This is a genomic window from Brevibacillus sp. TJ4, assembly GCF_044627595.2.
Lineage (GTDB): Bacteria > Bacillota > Bacilli > Brevibacillales > Brevibacillaceae > Brevibacillus.
The window spans coordinates 1,982,211-2,000,475 of record NZ_CP185865.1 but is presented as its reverse complement, the minus strand read 5'-3'; the positions used below and the strand labels follow the sequence as shown (position 1 = coordinate 2,000,475).

At 53.9% G+C, this 18,265-nt stretch carries 16 protein-coding genes; 3 read left to right on the top strand and 13 right to left on the bottom strand.

The genetic code is table 11. The features are described 5' to 3' along the window. Window positions 1–12 precede the first annotated feature (12 nt). Window positions 13–3,168 carry an efflux RND transporter permease subunit gene (locus ACAF76_RS09735; protein WP_421617737.1) on the bottom strand — a complete coding sequence of 1,052 codons (3,156 nt, stop codon included), beginning with the start codon at window positions 3,166–3,168 and terminating at the stop codon, window positions 13–15. A 279-nt stretch (window positions 3,169–3,447) separates the two neighbouring features. Between ACAF76_RS09735 and ACAF76_RS09730 the strand changes: the two genes are divergently transcribed. Both ACAF76_RS09730 and ACAF76_RS09725 read left to right on the top strand, forming a co-directional pair. Further along, window positions 3,448–4,644 carry a sensor histidine kinase gene (locus tag ACAF76_RS09730; RefSeq protein ID WP_421617736.1) on the top strand — a complete coding sequence of 399 codons (1,197 nt, stop codon included), beginning with the start codon at window positions 3,448–3,450 and terminating at the stop codon, window positions 4,642–4,644. A gap of 23 nt (window positions 4,645–4,667) precedes the next feature. Next, complete coding sequence (locus tag ACAF76_RS09725; RefSeq protein ID WP_421617735.1) at window positions 4,668–5,342, top strand: response regulator; 675 nt, start codon at window positions 4,668–4,670, stop codon at window positions 5,340–5,342. Between the two features lie 45 nt (window positions 5,343–5,387). Here ACAF76_RS09725 and ACAF76_RS09720 read toward each other — a convergent pair whose 3' ends face one another. The 12 genes from ACAF76_RS09720 to ACAF76_RS09665 form a co-directional block, all read right to left on the bottom strand. Further along, a complete protein-coding gene (locus ACAF76_RS09720) occupies window positions 5,388–6,905 on the bottom strand; it encodes a two-component system sensor histidine kinase NtrB (protein ID WP_421617734.1) in 1,518 nt (505 codons plus the stop codon). Between the two features lie 175 nt (window positions 6,906–7,080). Next, on the bottom strand, window positions 7,081–7,992 hold the full coding sequence (locus ACAF76_RS09715) for a hypothetical protein (protein WP_421617733.1): 912 nt from the start codon (window positions 7,990–7,992) through the stop codon (window positions 7,081–7,083). Between the two features lie 56 nt (window positions 7,993–8,048). Then, complete coding sequence (gene thiE, locus ACAF76_RS09710) at window positions 8,049–8,720, bottom strand: thiamine phosphate synthase (protein ID WP_421617732.1); 672 nt, start codon at window positions 8,718–8,720, stop codon at window positions 8,049–8,051. Then, on the bottom strand, window positions 8,717–9,364 hold the full coding sequence (locus tag ACAF76_RS09705) for a thiamine phosphate synthase (protein WP_421617730.1): 648 nt from the start codon (window positions 9,362–9,364) through the stop codon (window positions 8,717–8,719). Before ACAF76_RS09705 ends, thiE begins: the two co-directional genes overlap by 4 nt. Beyond that, window positions 9,336–9,707, bottom strand: a complete 372-nt coding sequence (locus ACAF76_RS09700; RefSeq protein WP_421617729.1) for a hypothetical protein — start codon at window positions 9,705–9,707, stop codon at window positions 9,336–9,338. The genes ACAF76_RS09705 and ACAF76_RS09700 overlap by 29 nt, the downstream gene beginning before the upstream one ends. Before the next feature lie 105 nt (window positions 9,708–9,812). Continuing rightward, complete coding sequence (locus tag ACAF76_RS09695) at window positions 9,813–10,229, bottom strand: DUF3054 domain-containing protein (protein ID WP_421617728.1); 417 nt, start codon at window positions 10,227–10,229, stop codon at window positions 9,813–9,815. A 74-nt stretch (window positions 10,230–10,303) separates the two neighbouring features. Then, entirely contained in the window at window positions 10,304–10,888 is a 585-nt protein-coding gene (locus ACAF76_RS09690; protein WP_421617727.1) for a GNAT family N-acetyltransferase, read from the bottom strand. 115 nt (window positions 10,889–11,003) lie between these two features. Further along, window positions 11,004–12,530 (bottom strand): tripartite tricarboxylate transporter permease, encoded by a 1,527-nt coding sequence (locus tag ACAF76_RS09685; protein ID WP_421617725.1) that lies wholly within the window; start codon window positions 12,528–12,530, stop codon window positions 11,004–11,006. A gap of 12 nt (window positions 12,531–12,542) precedes the next feature. Then, window positions 12,543–13,007, bottom strand: a complete 465-nt coding sequence (locus ACAF76_RS09680; protein ID WP_421617723.1) for a tripartite tricarboxylate transporter TctB family protein — start codon at window positions 13,005–13,007, stop codon at window positions 12,543–12,545. A 60-nt stretch (window positions 13,008–13,067) separates the two neighbouring features. After that, a complete protein-coding gene (locus tag ACAF76_RS09675; protein WP_421617722.1) occupies window positions 13,068–14,099 on the bottom strand; it encodes a tripartite tricarboxylate transporter substrate binding protein in 1,032 nt (343 codons plus the stop codon). Between the two features lie 141 nt (window positions 14,100–14,240). Then, on the bottom strand, window positions 14,241–14,933 hold the full coding sequence (locus tag ACAF76_RS09670) for a response regulator (RefSeq protein ID WP_421617721.1): 693 nt from the start codon (window positions 14,931–14,933) through the stop codon (window positions 14,241–14,243). Next, window positions 14,930–16,543: an ATP-binding protein gene (locus ACAF76_RS09665; protein ID WP_421617720.1), complete on the bottom strand. Its 1,614-nt coding sequence runs from the start codon at window positions 16,541–16,543 to the stop codon at window positions 14,930–14,932. The genes ACAF76_RS09670 and ACAF76_RS09665 overlap by 4 nt, the downstream gene beginning before the upstream one ends. 222 nt (window positions 16,544–16,765) lie before the next feature. Between ACAF76_RS09665 and ACAF76_RS09660 the strand changes: the two genes are divergently transcribed. Beyond that, a complete protein-coding gene (locus ACAF76_RS09660; RefSeq protein ID WP_421617719.1) occupies window positions 16,766–18,256 on the top strand; it encodes an NCS1 family nucleobase:cation symporter-1 in 1,491 nt (496 codons plus the stop codon). The last annotated feature ends 9 nt before the right edge of the window (window positions 18,257–18,265 follow it).

The window sequence follows — 18,265 nt, the reverse complement described above, 5'->3', positions numbered from 1 at the left end:
TCCTTCCAAGCATCAGGATTCTATTGCTGGAACGCTGTTCTGCTTCTTTTGCTGCTTCATTTCTTTTTTCATTTGCTTTTTCAGTCTTTTCTTCTCGCGTTTGTTGCGGAATTTCGTACCCAGGTGATCGAACCAGGATGTCACGACCGGAACCAGAACCAGGGTAATCAAGGTAGAGAAGCTCAGACCGAAGATTACGGTAATCGCCATCGGCGCTTGTGTCTCTGTACCGGAACCGCTCGCGAATGCAAGAGGTCCAATTGCCAGAATGGTCGTCAGGGTCGTCATCAAAATCGGGCGCAAACGAACCGGACCTGCTTTCAGGATCGCTTCATTCAGCTCCATACCTTTTGCACGCAATTGGTTGACCAGGTCGATCAAGACGATCGCGTTGTTTACGACGAGACCAATCAGCAAGATGTATCCGATAAACACCGATACGCTGATCGGGGTACCGGTCACCAGAAGACCGAGCAAGACACCGGTAATGGTCGGTGGAACAGAGAACATGATGATGAACGGGCTGTACAGCGATTCAAACTGTGCCGCCATAACCATGTACACCAGGACGACGGACAGGATGACCGCAAGACCCAGACTCGCAAACGATTCAGCCATGTCCTCACTTTGGCCGCCGTAATCAATCGAGTATCCATCCGGCAGGTTCAAATTAGCCAGTTTCGCCTGAACCTCGCGAACGACAGAGTTCAGGTCACGCCCTGCAATATCAGTCGTAATGCTTACCTGACGAGTCAGGTCGGTACGATTGATCGCCAGCGGCGTTTCGATTTTCGTGATTGTCGCCACCGACGAGAGCGCTACTTGTGCTCCGCCCGGTGCCGCAATCCGCAAATTGCTCAAGAAGTTGACGTCTTCTTGGTACTCTTCAGGATATTTCAGCATTACGTCGATCTGGTCATCACCGGTTCTAAACTTCGTAACAGTCTGACCTTGGAAGGACGTCCGGACACTGGACAAGATCTGTGCGGTTGTCAATCCGTACATGCTTGCTTTTTCCATGTCCACATTGACGGCGAATTCCTGCAGGGACGATTCCAGACTCGTCTCTACGTTTGCCGTACCGGGGACGCTTTCGATCTCGCCTTTGATAATGCCGCTGATGTCGCGCAGCACATCGAGGTCATCCCCTTTGAGGTTTACCTGGACAGCTGCCCCAGTGGACATGCCCTGGGAAGCACTCACAGTAATTTCTGCACCCGGAATGCCTTGCAACTTCTCGCGCAAATCCATCGCCACTTCTTCGGAAGATCGCTTGCGCTCTTTTATATCGACCAGCGTCAGCGTCACTGTCGCCATGTGTGATGACAAGTTGCTCGCCAATGGCGAACCGCCGCCGCCGACTGATGTCGCGACAATGTCTTTTTCCGGTACTGTATTGACGATTTCTTCTACTTTCAAGGCCACGTCGTGTGTCTCTTCCAACACCGTACCGTTCGGCATCTTAATAGAGACACTGACCTGCCCCTCATCCATCGCCGGGATAAACTCGGCACCGATCATCGGCGTCAAGAAAAGGGAACCAAACATCAGCACCACGGAACCGACAATGACAGTCTTCCGACGGCCGAGCGACCATTTCAGCAAGCGATGGTACGCCTTTTCCAGCTTGTGGTAGCCGATGTTGAACCAAACGACAGGATTGATCCCGCGGTAGTTCTTGCGTTCACCGTGATCCGGAACCTTTTTCAAAATACGCGAACTGAGCATTGGCACCAGCAGGAGTGAGAACACCAACGCCGCAATATGCGAGTACACGACGGTCAGTGCCAGCGGTCCGAACAGCTCGGCCGCGATCCCTTCCGTCAAGGCAATCGGGAGGAACACGCAAATTTGCGCCAACGCCGATGCAATAACGGCCGTACCGACTTCTTTGGAACCCTCCAGTGCCGCTGCCATCATGTTTTTGCCTTCTTCGCGCTTCCGGAAAATATTTTCCAGCATAACGACGGCGAAGTCAACCAATGAACCTAACCCGAGTGTAAGACCTGACAAGGAAATCAGGTTGATCGTCTGGCCCGTCATGTACATCAGCAGGAAGGTAGCGACAATCGATACCGGAAGCACGATCATCGCAACGAACATGGATTGAACGCTGCCCAGGAAGAAGAACAGCAGGATCATCCCGATACCGCCACCGAGCAAGGCATGCTCTGCGGTCGTAAAGATCGAGTCTTTGATGTATTCCGAAGAGTCCATCGTCAGGATGACTTCCATTCCTTCTGGCAAGTCAGGCTTGATTTTTTCCATTTCTTTGATGACTTGCTCAGCCACTTCCACCGTGTTGCCGCCAGACGCCTTCGTGATCGAAATACCCAAGCTAGGCGCGCCATTTACGTAGCTGAACTGCGTCTGTTTGACCCGCGTATCGTTCACTTCGGCAATATCGCCCAGGCGAATCGAGCCGCCGCCTACATTGATCGGGGTCTGGGATATTTCTTCGACGCTCACAAATTCGCCTTGTACACGAATGCTCAATTTTTCGTCGCCTTCGCGCACAGAACCGCCTTGGCCGGAAATGTTGCTGGCGTTGAGCGCTTGCGAAATCTGGTCGAGAGACAGTCCGTACGCCGACAGTTTTGCCGGGTCTACGATTACGTCAATCACTCTGCTCTGACCGCCGCTGATCGACGCCGAAGCAACACCGTCAATACGCTCCAGTCTCGGCTGGATCAAATCTTCGGCGATGTCGCGCATCTGGTTTACATCCTGGTCACCTGTGATGGCGAAGGTAACCACTGGCATACTGTTCGGGTCAATTTGCAGGACGCGCGGTGCATTCGCATTGTCAGGCAATGCTCCCCGCACCTGGTCCACCTTTTCCCGCATATCGAGAGCCGCCATATCTAAGTCGGTTCCCCAGTTGAACATCAGGATTACCTGCGATGCTCCCTCCATGGAAACCGACTGGATACTGTCCAGATTGGCGACCGTACCCAGCGCATTCTCAATCGGTTTGGTTACGAGTTCTTCAACCTCGCTTGGAGATGCTCCATTGACGGAGGTCACCACGACCGCTACCGGAAAATTCAGTTCCGGCATCAGGTCGATTGCCAAGCGTGGAAGCGAAACGAAACCAAAAATCAACATAGCCACCGTCAGCATGATCATCAAGACGGGGCGCCTTACCGATAGTTCAGAGACATTCACATCCACTCACCTCTTCCCAACTTGTTGCAAGCTTGTTACAAAAAATGGCACGCGTAAAACAAAGAAGCAGCGCAGAACGTCTCTTCTTGCTCCTCAACTTCCTTTTCTTTACTCGCAGCCATGCGGAAAACCCTTTGACCGCAAAAAGCAAATAATACCTTATCCATTCTATAGGTCTTTGTACACGGTGAAATCCATCCCAGGACTGATTTTTTATGCCGCACCTCTATCTAGAGATAGACGACACTGCATGCTAGAATGAATCTAAGCGCAAATCTTATGTACGGAAAGAAGGCTTTCGTTTTGTTAAAAGGGATGAAACACGCCATACAAAAACGATTATTGATTATCTTGTTTTCCGTCCTCGTCCTCCTATCTTTGATACCCAATGCATTCCTGAGGGAGACGCCGCTCCAATTCTCTATTACGATACTACTGTTCTTCGGTTACATTTTTTTGTACTGGGTACCTAAAAAGAACTGGAAGCCTGTTTCTTTCGGCATCGCGGCGATTTTGCTGGGAACCGTCTCGCTGCTCAAAGGCATGTTGTCCGGCGGCGAATCGTATGGGCTGATGTTTCCGCTTGCTGTCTTTATCGGGTATTACATCATCGGCAGACACTCGATCATTTACGCCGCGGTATTCGGGTTGCTCTCCACCCTGCACCTGCTGTTTGACCGGAACATTATGATTACCCATCTGGTCCCGTTTGTCTTGACGTACATCGGCTGTTTTATCGGGGCAAGAGGTTACCGGCTGCAAGAGATTGCCTATGAGACGAATCAGCAACACCTGCATGAGCTGCAGCATGCCCACGCGGAACTGCAGGAAGCGCATCATCAGCTCCAGGATGCCGCTGTCCACACGATGCAAGTGGCGGTTCTGGAGGAGCGGACGCGCATTGCCCGCGACATCCATGACGCGCTCGGACACAGCCTGACTTCGCTGATCGTCCAGCTGCACGCGTTGAAGTACATGCTGCAAGACGGCCCGCCGCAAGCAAAAGAAGCGGTACAAAACATGCTCACCGTCGCCAAGCAAAGTCTGGAAGAGATCCGCTCCTCTGTTCACACACTGGTGATTGACAAAGATTCGCTGGGCATTACCCCGTTGCGTGCCCTCCTGTCCCAGGTGGAAAAACATACCGGACTGCAGGTGGAGATGGTCGCAGATGACGCAGAAATCCCGCTGACCCAGGAAATCGCCATCACTTTTTACCGTATTTTACAGGAAGCGGTTACAAATACCTTGCGTCACTCCGATGCAACATGGTTTTGTGTATCAGTTTTCAAAGAGCAGGATGCGATCAAGCTGATCATTCAGGATAACGGAAAGATTACAAAGGAGAGTTCGTTTACACCAGGTTTTGGATTGACGGGCATGACGGAAAGAGTACAATCCTTGCGAGGCACACTTTCTTATTTTATCCGTGAACCGCACGGTTTTCAAATTGAAGTTACGATTCCGATCGACTAGTTTTTACTTGGGGGGAAATAGAGATGAGTGAAGAAAAAATCAGCGTGATGCTGGTCGACGACCAAACGATGATTCGCCAGGGCTTGGGATACGTCATCTCGATGCAGCCGGACATGACCGTAATCGGGGAAGCGTCTGACGGTGAAGAAGCCGTGGATCTGGTAAATTCCCTGCTTCCCGACGTCGTGCTGATGGACGTGCAGATGCCCGGGAAATCCGGCATTCAGGCTACAAAGGAAATCGTCGAGAAGCAGCCGCGGACGAAAGTGCTGATCCTGACTACCTTCGACAATCACAACTACGTCGTGGAAGGAATTCGCGCCGGCGCAGTCGGCTACATGCTCAAAGACGCAGATTCCCAAGAGATGCTCGACCTGATCAGACGAGCCTACAAAGGGGAAGCCCTTTTCCATACCGTAACGGCAGCCAAAGCGTTGGCCGAGGTGCTCCAGACGCTGCCGCAGGAACAGCAGAACGGCGACGAGGAAGCGGTCTTGCTGCTGGAAGATCTGACCGACCGCGAACTCGATGTCCTCCAGCAGATCGCCTACGGATATCGCAATGATCAGATCGCGCAAAATCTGTTCATCTCGGAAGGTACCGTAAAAACGCATGTGCATCGCATTTTGCACAAAATGGGCGTGGAGGATCGCACGCAAGCGGTGGCAAAGGCACTGCGTCATCGGCTAGTCAAGTAATCCCGCAAAAAAAATAGACGGAACGAAGTCCATCCTTCATTATTTTTATGAGAGCGTTGCGAGAGGCAGGCGAACTTCAAAGCGCGCCCCTCCCAATCGGGGGGAATTGTCGGCAAAGATTACTCCGTGATGGTCTGCGATAATCCGCTGGGTCGTCGATAACCCAAGCCCTGTCCCCTCTGGTTTGGTCGTGTAAAAGGGAACAAACAGCTTTTGCAAAATCTCGTCGGAGAGTCCCGGTCCGTCATCCTCTACCGTGATGATGACCTCTGCTGCTGTCGCATAGACGCAGACCCGTACGATTTTTCCTTTTGTATAAATGGCTTCAAAGGCGTTTTTCATAATGTTGAGAATCGCCTGCTTGATCCGTGCGCTTTGCCCATGCACGTACCACTCCCCGCTCGCTACCTGCAGTTCCACCTTGATGCCCCGGCGATTTGCTTCCGGCTCCAGCAGTCGTACAACCCCCAAAACCTCGTCGATCACCCGAAAGGTTTGCAGGCTGGCATTTTCCTCCCGATAACGGGCCAGAACGAGTACGTCGTTTAGCAGGCCGTCGATGCGCTCGATCTCCATCAAAATGACGGAGTAATACGAGTCGCGGGTTCGTTGGGCGGCGTCCTGTTCGCGAAGCAATTGGATGAATCCCTTGATCGACGTCAATGGATTGCGAATCTCGTGAGCCATTCCCGCTGCCAGTTGTCCGACTGACGCAAGCGCTTCCTTTTTTGTCATGCTTTCTTCGTAAATATTGATGTCTGTCAGCTTCTTAAAGATCGCCAACACACCGTTCGGCTTGCCTTCCTGATAAATCTTGCTGGTACTGACCGTGACCCACAAGCCGTTGATCGATGTGACGTAATGGCCGGTCTTGTTGCGCTCCAGCACCCACTGGACAAATCGCTTGCTCGGCTGGATTGGTCGGATGCTGTCAATCTGCCGGCCGACCAACTCATCGCGCCGAAGATTGAACATTTCCGTAAAAGTGTCGTTTGCTTCCATGATGGAAAAATCCGAATCGACCAGCAAACAGGCGAACATGTTGGATTTGATAATCAGGTGCAGCAGTGAGTCCCCGGGCAAACCATCCCGTTGTTCCGAGACTGCGGCTTGCTGCTTTCGCTGCGCATGTATGTCAGGCTGTCGTTCCTCCCTGTCGTGGTAGCCTGATGCGGCTTGCATGACCAAGGAATCAAACAATGTTTCGATCTCGCCTCTACATTCAAAAAATTTCGTCTTTTCCACAGGTTCAAATACCAGTTGTGCTTCCTTGGCGATCATTTCTTTGCAAATGCGAAGTGCATAGAGGACGAACAGGAGCGGGATTCCGCGTCTTGCACAGCGGAAGGCATACGTATACACGTAGTTCTCCAGTTCCTTGTACTCCCCGTTTTCCAGCGCTTCTGCCGTTTTTCGGACAAAAGCACTCACAGTTTTTTCCAATATGTTCGCTCGTTCACTTACAATGTCCACGAATGCTGGACGTGTCGACAATCGCTGCAAAGCAGTGGCGGCCATATCATGCGCCAGATTGGATAAACTCGTACGCATCTTCGTTTTCAAAGCGCTTCTGGCTCCTTTTTCTAGTCTATGTATCCAGTGTGCTTTTCCATTGCGAGTCTAGTACCCCCTCTGTTTATTATGACCGTAAAGAGGGCCGGATGTAAAGTAGCGGGATGTCCACTTCTATCATAAAAACCCATTTTTTCCCATTTTGATCTAACAAAAACCGCAGACGCTAGCTGTCACGTCTGCGGTTTTGCTGTTGCTCGAGCATGATATCGAGCAGCAAAATATCTTGCAGCGGGTCTTTCGGATCGGTCGTCAGCAATGCCGATACGGAAGCCATCGCACAGCGAACGGCATGGTAGGAGTAAAACGCTTCGCGCTCTTCCTCGCTAAACAGGGACAGATCCGAACGCTCCTGTACCGGATAAGGAAAATCGGTCTCCACGCCGGCGCGATCGAGGACGATCAAGGCTTGCTTGATCGCAATGAGCGCAGCACTGACGCTGAGGCCGTATTCCTTTCGCAGCTCATCCCATACCTGAAAAGCGGAACGCTCCACTCGCTCCTGATTGGGCCGTGTGATAATACCCGATTTCCTGCCTTCTTTCAGCAGCCAATCGACAAAAATATCATTTCGCGGCGGATAGGCGTACACTTGCAGCTTGAGTTCCAGCTCGGTCGGATGATCCTTGGCAAAGCGCGCGTGCGCCAGCGTCATCTCGTAGCGGCGGGAAGGATGGCCAGGGATGGTCACAAACACGGTATCCTGCCGTATCGCCGCGATCTGCAGCTTGGTCCTGGGCGGAATCCTCCCTTGTGGTGCCTTTTCCCTGCGAATATTGCCGGGAATCAGTTCCGTGCCGAACTGATGATATTCGATCGGAGAGTCAATCCATGGGATCGGTTCCCGGTTGAGAATCTCGTACAAGCCATTAAACGTAATCCACTCCCCGGTGCGATGCTGGCTGCGGATCAGTACAGCATGACGCTCTTCCTCCGGTGCAAGCTCAGTCTCCGTATCCTCCGGTGCGGGGTGGAGTCGTTTATGTTCCACCAACAGGCTGTCAGCCAGCATGAGGCGTTCCAGCATCTCGCGCTTGCTGACCCATTCGTAGCCAATGCGATAAATCCGGTTTTTCATGTACTCCACCTCCCTGTCTTCTCCTGTTGTTTACCGTACCATATGTTTTCCTCGGTTTACCCGTGCGAAACAGATCGTACCATCTGCAGCAGCGCAGAAGCGGATTCTTTCGCTGAATCGGCTCTCGTGATCGCGCTGATCACGGCAATTCCGTCAGCACCTGCACGAATCACTTGTTCTGCATTGGCGCGGGTGATACCGCCGATCCCCACGATTGGCATCTCCGCTCCTACTGCCTCGCGAATGAGCCGCAAGCCGTCTGGTCCAATCGGTTCGCCTGCATCCGCTTTCGATGAGGTGGCAAACATCGCCCCGACTCCCAGGCAATCGGCACCCCCGGCTTTTGCTGCCAGTGCTTCCTCAATCGTTCCGGCTGATACGCCGATGTTCATCGTCTCCCCGACGAGCGCGCGCACCTCTTGGAGAGGCATGTCCTCCTGGCCGACATGGACGCCGTCTGCCTGCAGGCGAATCGCCAGGCGAACGTCATCATTGACGATAAACAGGCAGCCGTAGCGGGCACACAATTCCCGCAGCCGGTACCCCAACTGGTAGCGCTGCTCGTCTGTCAAGGTGCTGCCCTTGTCCCGAAGCTGCAGCATTCCTACACCGCCCTGGAGCGCATCTTCGGCAATGGATACCGTACGTTCAATGGAATGGCCGCAATCCTGGCTTCCGATCACCAGGTAAACCGCCATCTTTTCCTTCAACACGTCTTGCTTTCTCATCGTGATTCTCCTCCCCGTACAAAGCGATCCAACTCCATCCGATAGGCAAGCGTCGCACGCTTCACGTCATCTGCTGCTGTCACCCCGGACATGACGGCGACACCGGTACATCCGGCAGCCATCACTTCGCTTACCCGCTCGGGAGTGATTCCGCCCAATCCGATGACAGGGATCGATACAGCCCGGGTGATCGCCGTCAACTCCTGCGTCCCTCTCGGAGCCAGTCCCGGCTTTGAGCCGCTTGGGTAAATATGTCCGTACAGTACATAGTCTGCGCCTTCTGCCGCCGCTTCGATCGCTTCATCCAACGAATGTACTGATTTGCCGACAGATTGACCAGCAGCTACTACCGTCCGGGCTTCGCGCACAGACAAGCTGTGGTAGGCGAGGTGTACACCGCGGCAGCGGGACGCGACCGCCACATCGGCACGGTCATTGACGATCAGGCAGCTTGCGGGTACGACCTCGCCCAAAGCCCGGACCCACTCCATGTACTCCCGGGCGGTTCGCTGCTTTTCCCGGATGTGCAAATAGCTCATGCCTCCCGCATAAGCGGCTTCTGCCATCGACAGCACCTGTTCCAGTGACTGCTTGCCGCTGGTAATTACATGCAGTTCAGGCAGGCGTGACGCCGTTTCCGCCATTTCCGTCACCCCCTGTGACAGTCAATGCGCTGAGGCATTCCTGCCACCAGACCATCGTGTTCTCATACTGCTCCGGCGAGTGCGCCAGCAGTTCCACGACCAGCCGTCGGAGGAAAAACGCTTGGGACAACGTAAGTGGAACGGTAATCGTTTTTGGCTTTTTCTCTTGCTCCTCCAGCGTCTGCACGCCAGCCAGGAGAATATGGGCGATTGATTCCACCAGTTCGGTCATCGTTTCATGTTTGGCAAACCCGTCATAGCAACGGTCAAACAACCGGCACAACAATAAAAACGCCTGTGACGACAAGGTCACATGCTGGATATTCTGGTTTGGTTCGGTCAATGTTCTCCCTCCACTCGCTAATCCCAGCAACGAATCCCATTATACCATCTTCGGAAGCGATAGCTGTACTTTTCCCTGAGACAAAAAGAAAAGGGCCGCGGCAAATCACCGCAGCGACTTGCGCAAAACCCTTTCTCTGACTGTATAGACGACGGCAAACGGCACACGCCAGCCAAGCAAAAACGCGAGTGTCACCCCGTACGTTACCTGGGTAAAAATCCATGTGATCGGCGCATCCAGCCACCAGGAACGCAGCACGATCCCGATTGGCGCTGCCACCGTCCATGTAAGCAGTGTCGAAAGCAGCAGCCGCCAGCCATTCTCGTACACCTGTTTACGGTAGCTTCGAAACAAAAGAGCAGCGACCACCCAGCCGACCAAAAAGGGAGCGAGTGTCTCCAAAATGGCGATTAGGCTAATCGGCATATGGTGAATCATTTTCCCGTAGTACACAAATAACCAAAACATGACCAGATCACCGGCCAACAGCAGCCAGGCAGCTGGCGAAAGGCGCAATCTCATCGGTATCCTCTCTTCCCTGTCGCATACTGCCTCCATTGTACACATGGCGAGAGGGCCTACACAATGAGACGCGATCAGGATTCACCAAACAGCAACAATTCCAGCCTGTTTTTGACCGCTGGCCATTCCCGGTCGATGATGCTGAACATGACGGTGTCACGGACATAGCCGTTCTGGACGATTGCGTGATTGCGCAGCACCCCTTCGCGGACAGCGCCGATCCGCTCGATCGCGCGTTGCGAATTTTCATTGCGCCGATCTGTTTTGAGCTGGACGCGGATACATCCCAGCTCCTCAAAGCAATGGCGCAACAGCAAGTATTTGCACTCTGTATTCACGCTCGTTTTCCAGACAGACGGTGTGAGCCACGTGCTGCCGATTTCCAGACCCCGATCAGCCGGAGAAATCCCCAGGAAGCGCGTGCTGCCGATCACCTGCCCGCTACCGCGCTCGACGATCGCAAAGGGCAGCTCCGTACCGAGGCGCTCGTTGCGCAGCGCCGTTTCGATGTACGCGATCGGATCGTTCATCCTGGTCGCCGTGTAAGTCCAAATCTGATCGTAGCTTCCGGCCGCCCGCAGCCCTTCCGCATGCGTTCGTCTCAACGGCAAAAGACGGACATGCGTTCCTTCCAGTGTGACAGGGTTGACATCCAACATAAACAATTCTCCTTTTTTCACGGGACTGTTCTGGCATGGCTGCACCCCAGTACAGTGCCGCGAAATTTTTACAAGGATACTCATGTCTGCCCTGACCTGTCAACAATTTTTTCCCTTACGCTTCTTCGTTGATGACGACCTGCTTGCCGCGCTTCTTCAACAAGAGCGGGATGAGCAGCCAAAGCAGCGCGCAAATCAGGAAGAACAGCGACAGCGGCTTGGTCAAAAAGATCATAAAGTCCCCGTTTGAGGAAGTGAGCGCCCGGCGCATGTTGTTTTCAATCATCGGTCCCAGCACCAGCCCGAGCACCAGCGGCGCAAGCGGAAAGTCGTTTTTGTTCAGGAAGTAACCCGCCAGTCCGCAGATGACCAGCAGTACGAGGTCAAAGGTGCTGATCTGTACAGCGTAGACACCGAATACCGAGATCGCGACGATTCCCGGAATGAGGAAATGCGGCGGCGTCTCGATGATTTTCGCAAACACCTTGACCAGCGGCAGGTTGAGAATCAACAGCATCACGTTGCCGATGAACATGCTGGCGATCAAACCCCAGGCAATTTGCGGATGGTCGGTAAACAGAAGCGGTCCCGGTTGGACGTTGTACATCAGCAAAGCACCCATCAGGATCGCGGTCGTGCCGGAACCGGGGATTCCCAGCGTCAGCAGGGGAACCATCGCACCACCGGAAGCCGAGTTGTTCGCGGATTCGGGACCCGCCACCCCTTCAATCGCTCCTTTTCCGAAGCGCTCAGGGGTTTTGCTCCATTTTCTTTCCATAATATAGGAGAAAAATGAGGCCAACGTAGCGCCTGCACCCGGCAAGACACCGACAAAAAATCCCATGATTGAACCGCGTGCGATCGGACCCGCACTTTGTTTCATATCTTCTTTCGTCGGCAGGATCCGTCCTACTTTGATGACGGTCGAAGCAGATGTGTCTTTTTCCAGGATTGTTTTAAACACTTCGCCCACCGCAAACAGCCCCACCGCAATCGTCAGAAACTCCAATCCCTGGTACAAGGACGGAATTTCGTAAGTAAAGCGGGCGACACCGGATACGGAGTCGATGCCAATCGTCGCCAATAGCAACCCGAAGATGGTCATAATCAGTGCTTTTGTCATCGATTTTCCGCCCAGACCGCTGACCGCGCACAGACCGAGCAGCATCAGGGAGAAGTACTCCGCTGGCCCAAATTGCAAGGCGAGATCGGACAGCGGCTGCGCCAAAAACACAAGTGCGATCAGCGCGACAATCCCGGCAACGAAAGAACCGATGGCGGCAATGGACAGCGCGGCACCAGCTCGTCCCTGTTTGGCCATCTGGTAGCCGTCCAGGGTCGTAACCACGGAGGAGGATTCTCCCGGGGTGTTCAGCAAAATCGAGGTCGTCGAGCCGCCGTACATGGCTCCGTAGTAGACACCTGCCAAGAGGATAATGGCGCTGGCAGCCGCGTGCTCCGGCTCCAGTCCCCCTGTCAGCGACGCGGTTACCGGCATCAGCAGCGCAACGCCGCTCATCGGTCCGATGCCAGGCAGGACGCCGACGGCTGTACCAATTAACACGCCGATAAAGGCAAAGATCAGATTATGCCATTGCAGGGCGATCGAAAACCCGTCCGCCAAATATTGAATCGTGCTCATGTCCGACACCTCCTACAAGCCGAGCCAGGCAGGAAAGCCCGGCAGCGTGCCTTTTAAAATGTGGACATACACATAGTAGACGCCGGCTGAAAAACAAATCGCCACGAGCGTAGAGGCGAGGATGCTCTTGCTCCCCATCGTCTGAAAGCCGACCAGCAAAAACAAAAATGTGGTAATGACGTAGCCAATCGGCTCCAGCAGCAGCACGTAGAGCAGCGTCGCCACTAGCATGATGGCAAAGCGCCCGTACTGCATCGAGACGGTGCTTTCGGACTCGGCTTTCGCTGCTTTTTTGCTCGACTCCCAAAACAGGCGCAGGCTTAACACAATCAGCAGGATTCCCAGCCCGAGCGGAAACATGTTGGGCCCGACTTCGCTTCCGTAGGCACTCGTGGAAATATTCCGACTCTCGACTACGAAAAATGCTCCGATCAAGGCGAAGGCGACACTGCTGTATCGATCAAACGTCTTGTTCATCCCTGATGATCCCTCCTTCTTGGAAAAAAGGAGAGGGAGCCCCCTCTCCAACCATCCTGTTTACTTCGCCATGCCCAGCGAGGTCAGCAGCTCGATGACAAGCTGGTCCTGTTCGTCGAGAAATGCTGTGAAGTCGGCAGCCCCTCTGTATTCGCTTTGCCAGCCGTTGGCTTCCAGTTCTTTTTGCCACGCTTCGCTTTCAGACAGAGCCTTGAGTTTTTCTTCCCAGTACGCTTTGGCGTCTTCCGGCATCTCCGGCGGTCCGAACACACCGCGCCAAATATTGAAGGTCGCGTCGATTCCCTGTTCTTTCAAGGTAGGAACATCCTGAAGATCACCGCCCAGTCGCTCGTCTGAGGTAATGCCCAGCACGCGCACTTTGCCCGCTTTCAGATATTCCGGAACACTGGACGCATCGGTCGCGATCATGTCCGCATTTCCACCGAGCAAGGCAGCCATTGCTTCGCCGCCGCCATCGTAGGACACGTACTTGACCGTCTTCGGATCGATTCCCGATTTGGCAGCTGGCAGGACGGCGATCAGGTGGTCCATGGACCCGGGAGCAGAACCTCCGGCCAGTGTGATTTTCGACGGATCGGCTTTGATCGCATCGAGGATGCTTTGCATGTCTTGATACGGTGAATCCGCTTTCACAACAAGCGCGCCGTAATCACGGGTAAGCTGCGCCAGTGGTGTCACGTCCTTGTAGCCGTACTGGCTGCTGCCTTCTTTCTTGTTGTAGTTGATCAGGATCGGCGGGGATTTCACGAACAGTCTGTACGGATTTCCTTTGTCTTTCGTCACGTATTCGGCCATAAAGACTACGCCGCCGCCGCCCGGCTTGTTTTCTACCGTGATCGGCTGTTCGACCAGCTTCGTTTCATTCAACACCTTGCCCAATGAGCGGGCTGTTTTGTCCCATCCGCCACCGGCACCAGACGGCGCGACCATCACAATCGGTTTGTCTGGATAGGTCGAGGCAGAGCCCCCTCCTTGCGCACTGCCCCCAGTGGCGCTTCCGCCGCCGCCACAGGCAGCGAGCGATACCGACAGGAAAGCAGATAGCGCGATAAGCATGCTTCTCTTTTTCATGACACTTCCCCCTTAGCTATTTCGTTTTTGTAAACGCATTCATGCTTAGGAGTAAAGTATCACGCCAGGAAGCAGATGGACAGTTTTTGAACATATTGCCTATTTTACCCTTTTTGACCTTTTTGTTCATATTGTTCACGGTCAGGACGAGAGGAAGCGATACCTGCGCTCTGGCCTGCCTACCGTACCATAGACGAGGTCAGGGCGGGCCTTTCTTTGCTCGACGAGGTACTCCAGGTATCGGCGTGCCGTTGTGCGGCTCGTCCCGATTACCTTTCCGATCTCCTCGGCGGAAACCCCCTGATCTTTTGTTTGCTGGATGGCTTGCAGCACTTTTTCCAGGGTGAGCAGATCAATTCCTTTTGGCAACGCGCTCTCCTGTTTTTGCTGCTTGGCCAGATGTCGCCTCATCATCCGGTCGATCAGCTCCTGATCCACCTCGCCTGCTTCCCGGCTTTTGAGCAGGTACGTCCGGTAGCTTTCCAGCCGTTCGCGAAAGCGCTCAAAGACGAGCGGCTTGACAATGTAGTCAAACACTCCGCCGCGCAGCGCTTCCTGCACCATGTCGATTTCCTTCGCTGCAGTAATCATCATAATATCGATGTCGCGGTAGTGCTGCCGGATGAACCAGACCAGCTCCGTCCCCAGCATGTCGGGCAGGTAGACATCCAGGAGCACCAGTTGCGGATGCGTACATGCGAGCAGCTCCTTCGCTTCCGCGCCATCGGTCGCTGTGGCGATCACTTCAAAGCCGTCAATTCTGCTGACAAACCGCTTGTTGATGTCGATAATCCGCAGATCGTCTTCAACGATCAGCACTTCTACCTTGTTCATCCTTGTCCCCTCCATTCTTTGGGCAGCGATACTGTAAACAGCGCGCCTCCCAGTTCGCTGTCGCCTACGAGAATGTAACCGCCCATCTCTTTGACAATCCCGTCAGCCTTGGACAAGCCCAGTCCTCTTTGCTTGCCTTCCTTGGTCGAAAATCCGTGTTCAAACAACCGTTCACGCAGTTCTTCCGGGATGCCCGGACCGGAATCCTCGACTTCAAACAGTATTTCTTCGCCCGTGTCGGAGAGATAGCATTCCACCATTTTCCTCTCGCTGCCCGATTCGATGACGGCTTCGAAGGCGTTTTGAATCAGATTGCCGAGCAAAATAATCAACTGCTGCCGGTTCAGCGAGGAGGGCAGCTCCTGCAAATAGCTGTCCGGATGGATCTGGAACTGGATTTTCAACTCTTTGGCCCGGTTGTGCATCCCCAAAAGCAACGCGCCGATCAGCGGGTCGGGGATTTGTCTGGCTACAAACAAAATCAGCTCCTGCTGGGAGGAGGTCTCCTTGGTGATCAGCTCAACGGCCTCCTGGGTAGAACCGAGCTGCAACAAGCCGGAAATCGTATACAGCAGGTTGTGAAACTCGTGCGTCTGCGCCCGGAGGACGTCAGCGTAACGGCGAGCCTGGGAAAGCTCTGCGGCCAGCTGGTCGATCTCCGACTTGGCGCGAAAGCTGCTGACGACCCCTACTACTTGCTCGCCGAGCTTGATCGGCAGGCGGTTAACGATAATTTCCTTGCCGCCGACCTGTGTCTCCCGGTCCAACTGGTATTCGCCCGTCTCCAGCACTTCCGGCATGCGGCTATCGGACAGCACCTCGGAAATCGGCCTTTTCTGGTAATCGCCCTCCGGCAAGCCGAGAATACGAATTGCTGCCTTGTTCATCATCGTGATCCGGTGATTTTGGTCGATGGCGACGATGCCTTCACGCACAGATTCGAGCATGGCGTTTCGTTCCACGAACAGCGAAGCGATCTCCTCCGGCTCCAGTCCGAGGATCGCCCGCTTCAAATAGCGGCTGAGCCCGATCGCTCCAAGCACTGCACAGATCACCGCCACCCCCATGAGCAAAAACACCTTGGACTGGTAATCCTGAATCGTCTCTTCGATGTCGGAGAGCAGAAAGCCGACAGAGACGATCCCGATGATGTTTCCCTCGTCGTCTTTGATCGGGGCTTTCCCCCGCAGAGACGGACCCAGGCTGCCGACCGCCTTGGAGATGTACGATTGCCCGTGCACAAGCCCGAGATCGTTGTCTCCCCCGACCATTTCTCTGCCAATTCGGTCAGGCAGCGGATGGGCATAGCGGATGCCTTCGCGGTTTCCGACCGTGACAAATTCCGCCTCCGTCTGGACTCGCGCGTTTTCAGCGATCGGCTGGATCAGCCTGGACGGGTCAGCAGTGAAAAATGCCGCGCGCAGCTCGGGATCATTGGCGGTAATTTTCGCTACACTGAGTGCCCGCTTGCCAATCTGATCCTCCATGGAAGAAGCAATAATCGAGGTAAATACGACTCCCATTGCGCCAATAATCAAAATAATGACAACAGTAATCAGCAAGATCATCCTGGCTTGAAAGGAGAGCCGCCCTCTTTTGTGCGCTACCATTTACTCTCACCTCTGGTTTATTCTATCACCCCTGGCAGGGGAATAGGTAGAAATCTGGGGCGGAGCATATTGTAAGCGATTTATATAAACGAAGCAACATGTACAGGCAATTCTTTTGTACTTACACCTTCTCCTCCTCAATATAATTAAGCAACTTGTATTCGAGACAAACTGGGGCGGTTGTCCGAATAGAAGAATCACCGTATAAAAGGAGGGTAATTCGTGAAGACCCAACATGAGCAAAACGGAATTGTGACACTCACCAAGGAAGGCGAAGCACTGGTCCAGGATAGCCCCTTGTACAACGAAGGGCTGCGTCCGACCACGCGGGAAGAGCACCATTGGACGGGGTACAATTTCGCCACATTGTGGATCGGGATGTCGATCTGTCTGCCTACGTACGCGATGGCGGCAGGGCTGATCTCACTTGGCATGAACTGGTGGCAGGCGATTTTGACTATCGTTCTGGGCAATGTTATCGTACTTATTCCCATTCTTCTCAACTCGCATGCCGGCACCAAATTCGGTATCCCGTACCCCGTCTTCGCCCGCCTCTGGTTTGGCTCCAAAGGTGCGCATATCCCGGCTGTCGCACGCGGCTTGATCGGAGCCGGATGGTTCGGAATCAACTGTTGGTTCGGCGGAGCGGCCATCGACACGCTGCTGATGTCGATGACAAGCTGGGGCAATGTGCCGGGGCATTTGTGGATCTCGTTCTTCGCCTTCTGGGCCCTGAACGTCTGGGTCGCCTATCGCGGGCCTGAAACGATCCGCAAAATGGAGTTTTGGGCTGCCCCTGTGCTGATCATAATGAGCCTTGCCTTGCTGATCTGGGCTTTGACCCGGGCAGGTGGCTGGGGACCCATGCTGTCTGCTCCGTCCTCCTTCGAGACGACTGGCGATTTTCTCAAAGTATTTTTCCCTTCATTGACCGGAGCCATCGCGTTTTGGGCAACGATGGCACTGAACATCCCCGATTTTTGCCGATTCGCCAAGAGCCAGAAGGCACAAATAATCGGCCAATCCAGCTCGCTTCCTACCACGATGGGTTTTTTCTCTTTCATCGGTGTGGCAGTCGCCTCGGCAACGGTCGTCATCTATGGTGAAGCGATCTGGGACCCTGCCGCTGTACTCGCCAAATTTTCTCCATTCGCCATTTTCCTCGGTACGATCGGAATTGTCCTCGCCACCTTGACGACCAACGTAGCAGCCAATATCGTCGCCCCGGCCAAAGCCGTGGAAAATCTCGCCCCGCGTCGCCTCAGCTATCAAGCCGGTGCGATTATTGCCGGTCTCGTCGCATTGCTGATGCAGCCTTGGTATATTTTGGATAATTTTGGAAATTATATTTTCCTCTGGCTGGGTACGTATGGAGCGCTGCTCGGACCAATCGACGGCATCGCCATCGCAGACTACTGGCTCGTACGCAAGCGGAGAATTCATGTGATCGAGCTGTACAAAACGAATGGCATCTATTCGTACAAAAGCGGGTTCAACAGCAACGCCATCTGGGCGATGGCTATCGGGATCGCCATCCCGTTCCTGTGCAGATACATGCCCGGTCTCTCCTTTGTCTGGGATAACGCCTGGACGGTAGGACTGCTGATCTCGCTGTTCATCTACACCTGGATGATGAAATCGAACAACTCGGTTATCAGCCAGCAGCAGTACGAGCAAATTACGCTGCGGACAAAGCACGAAGCCTCTGCCTGATCGGATCGG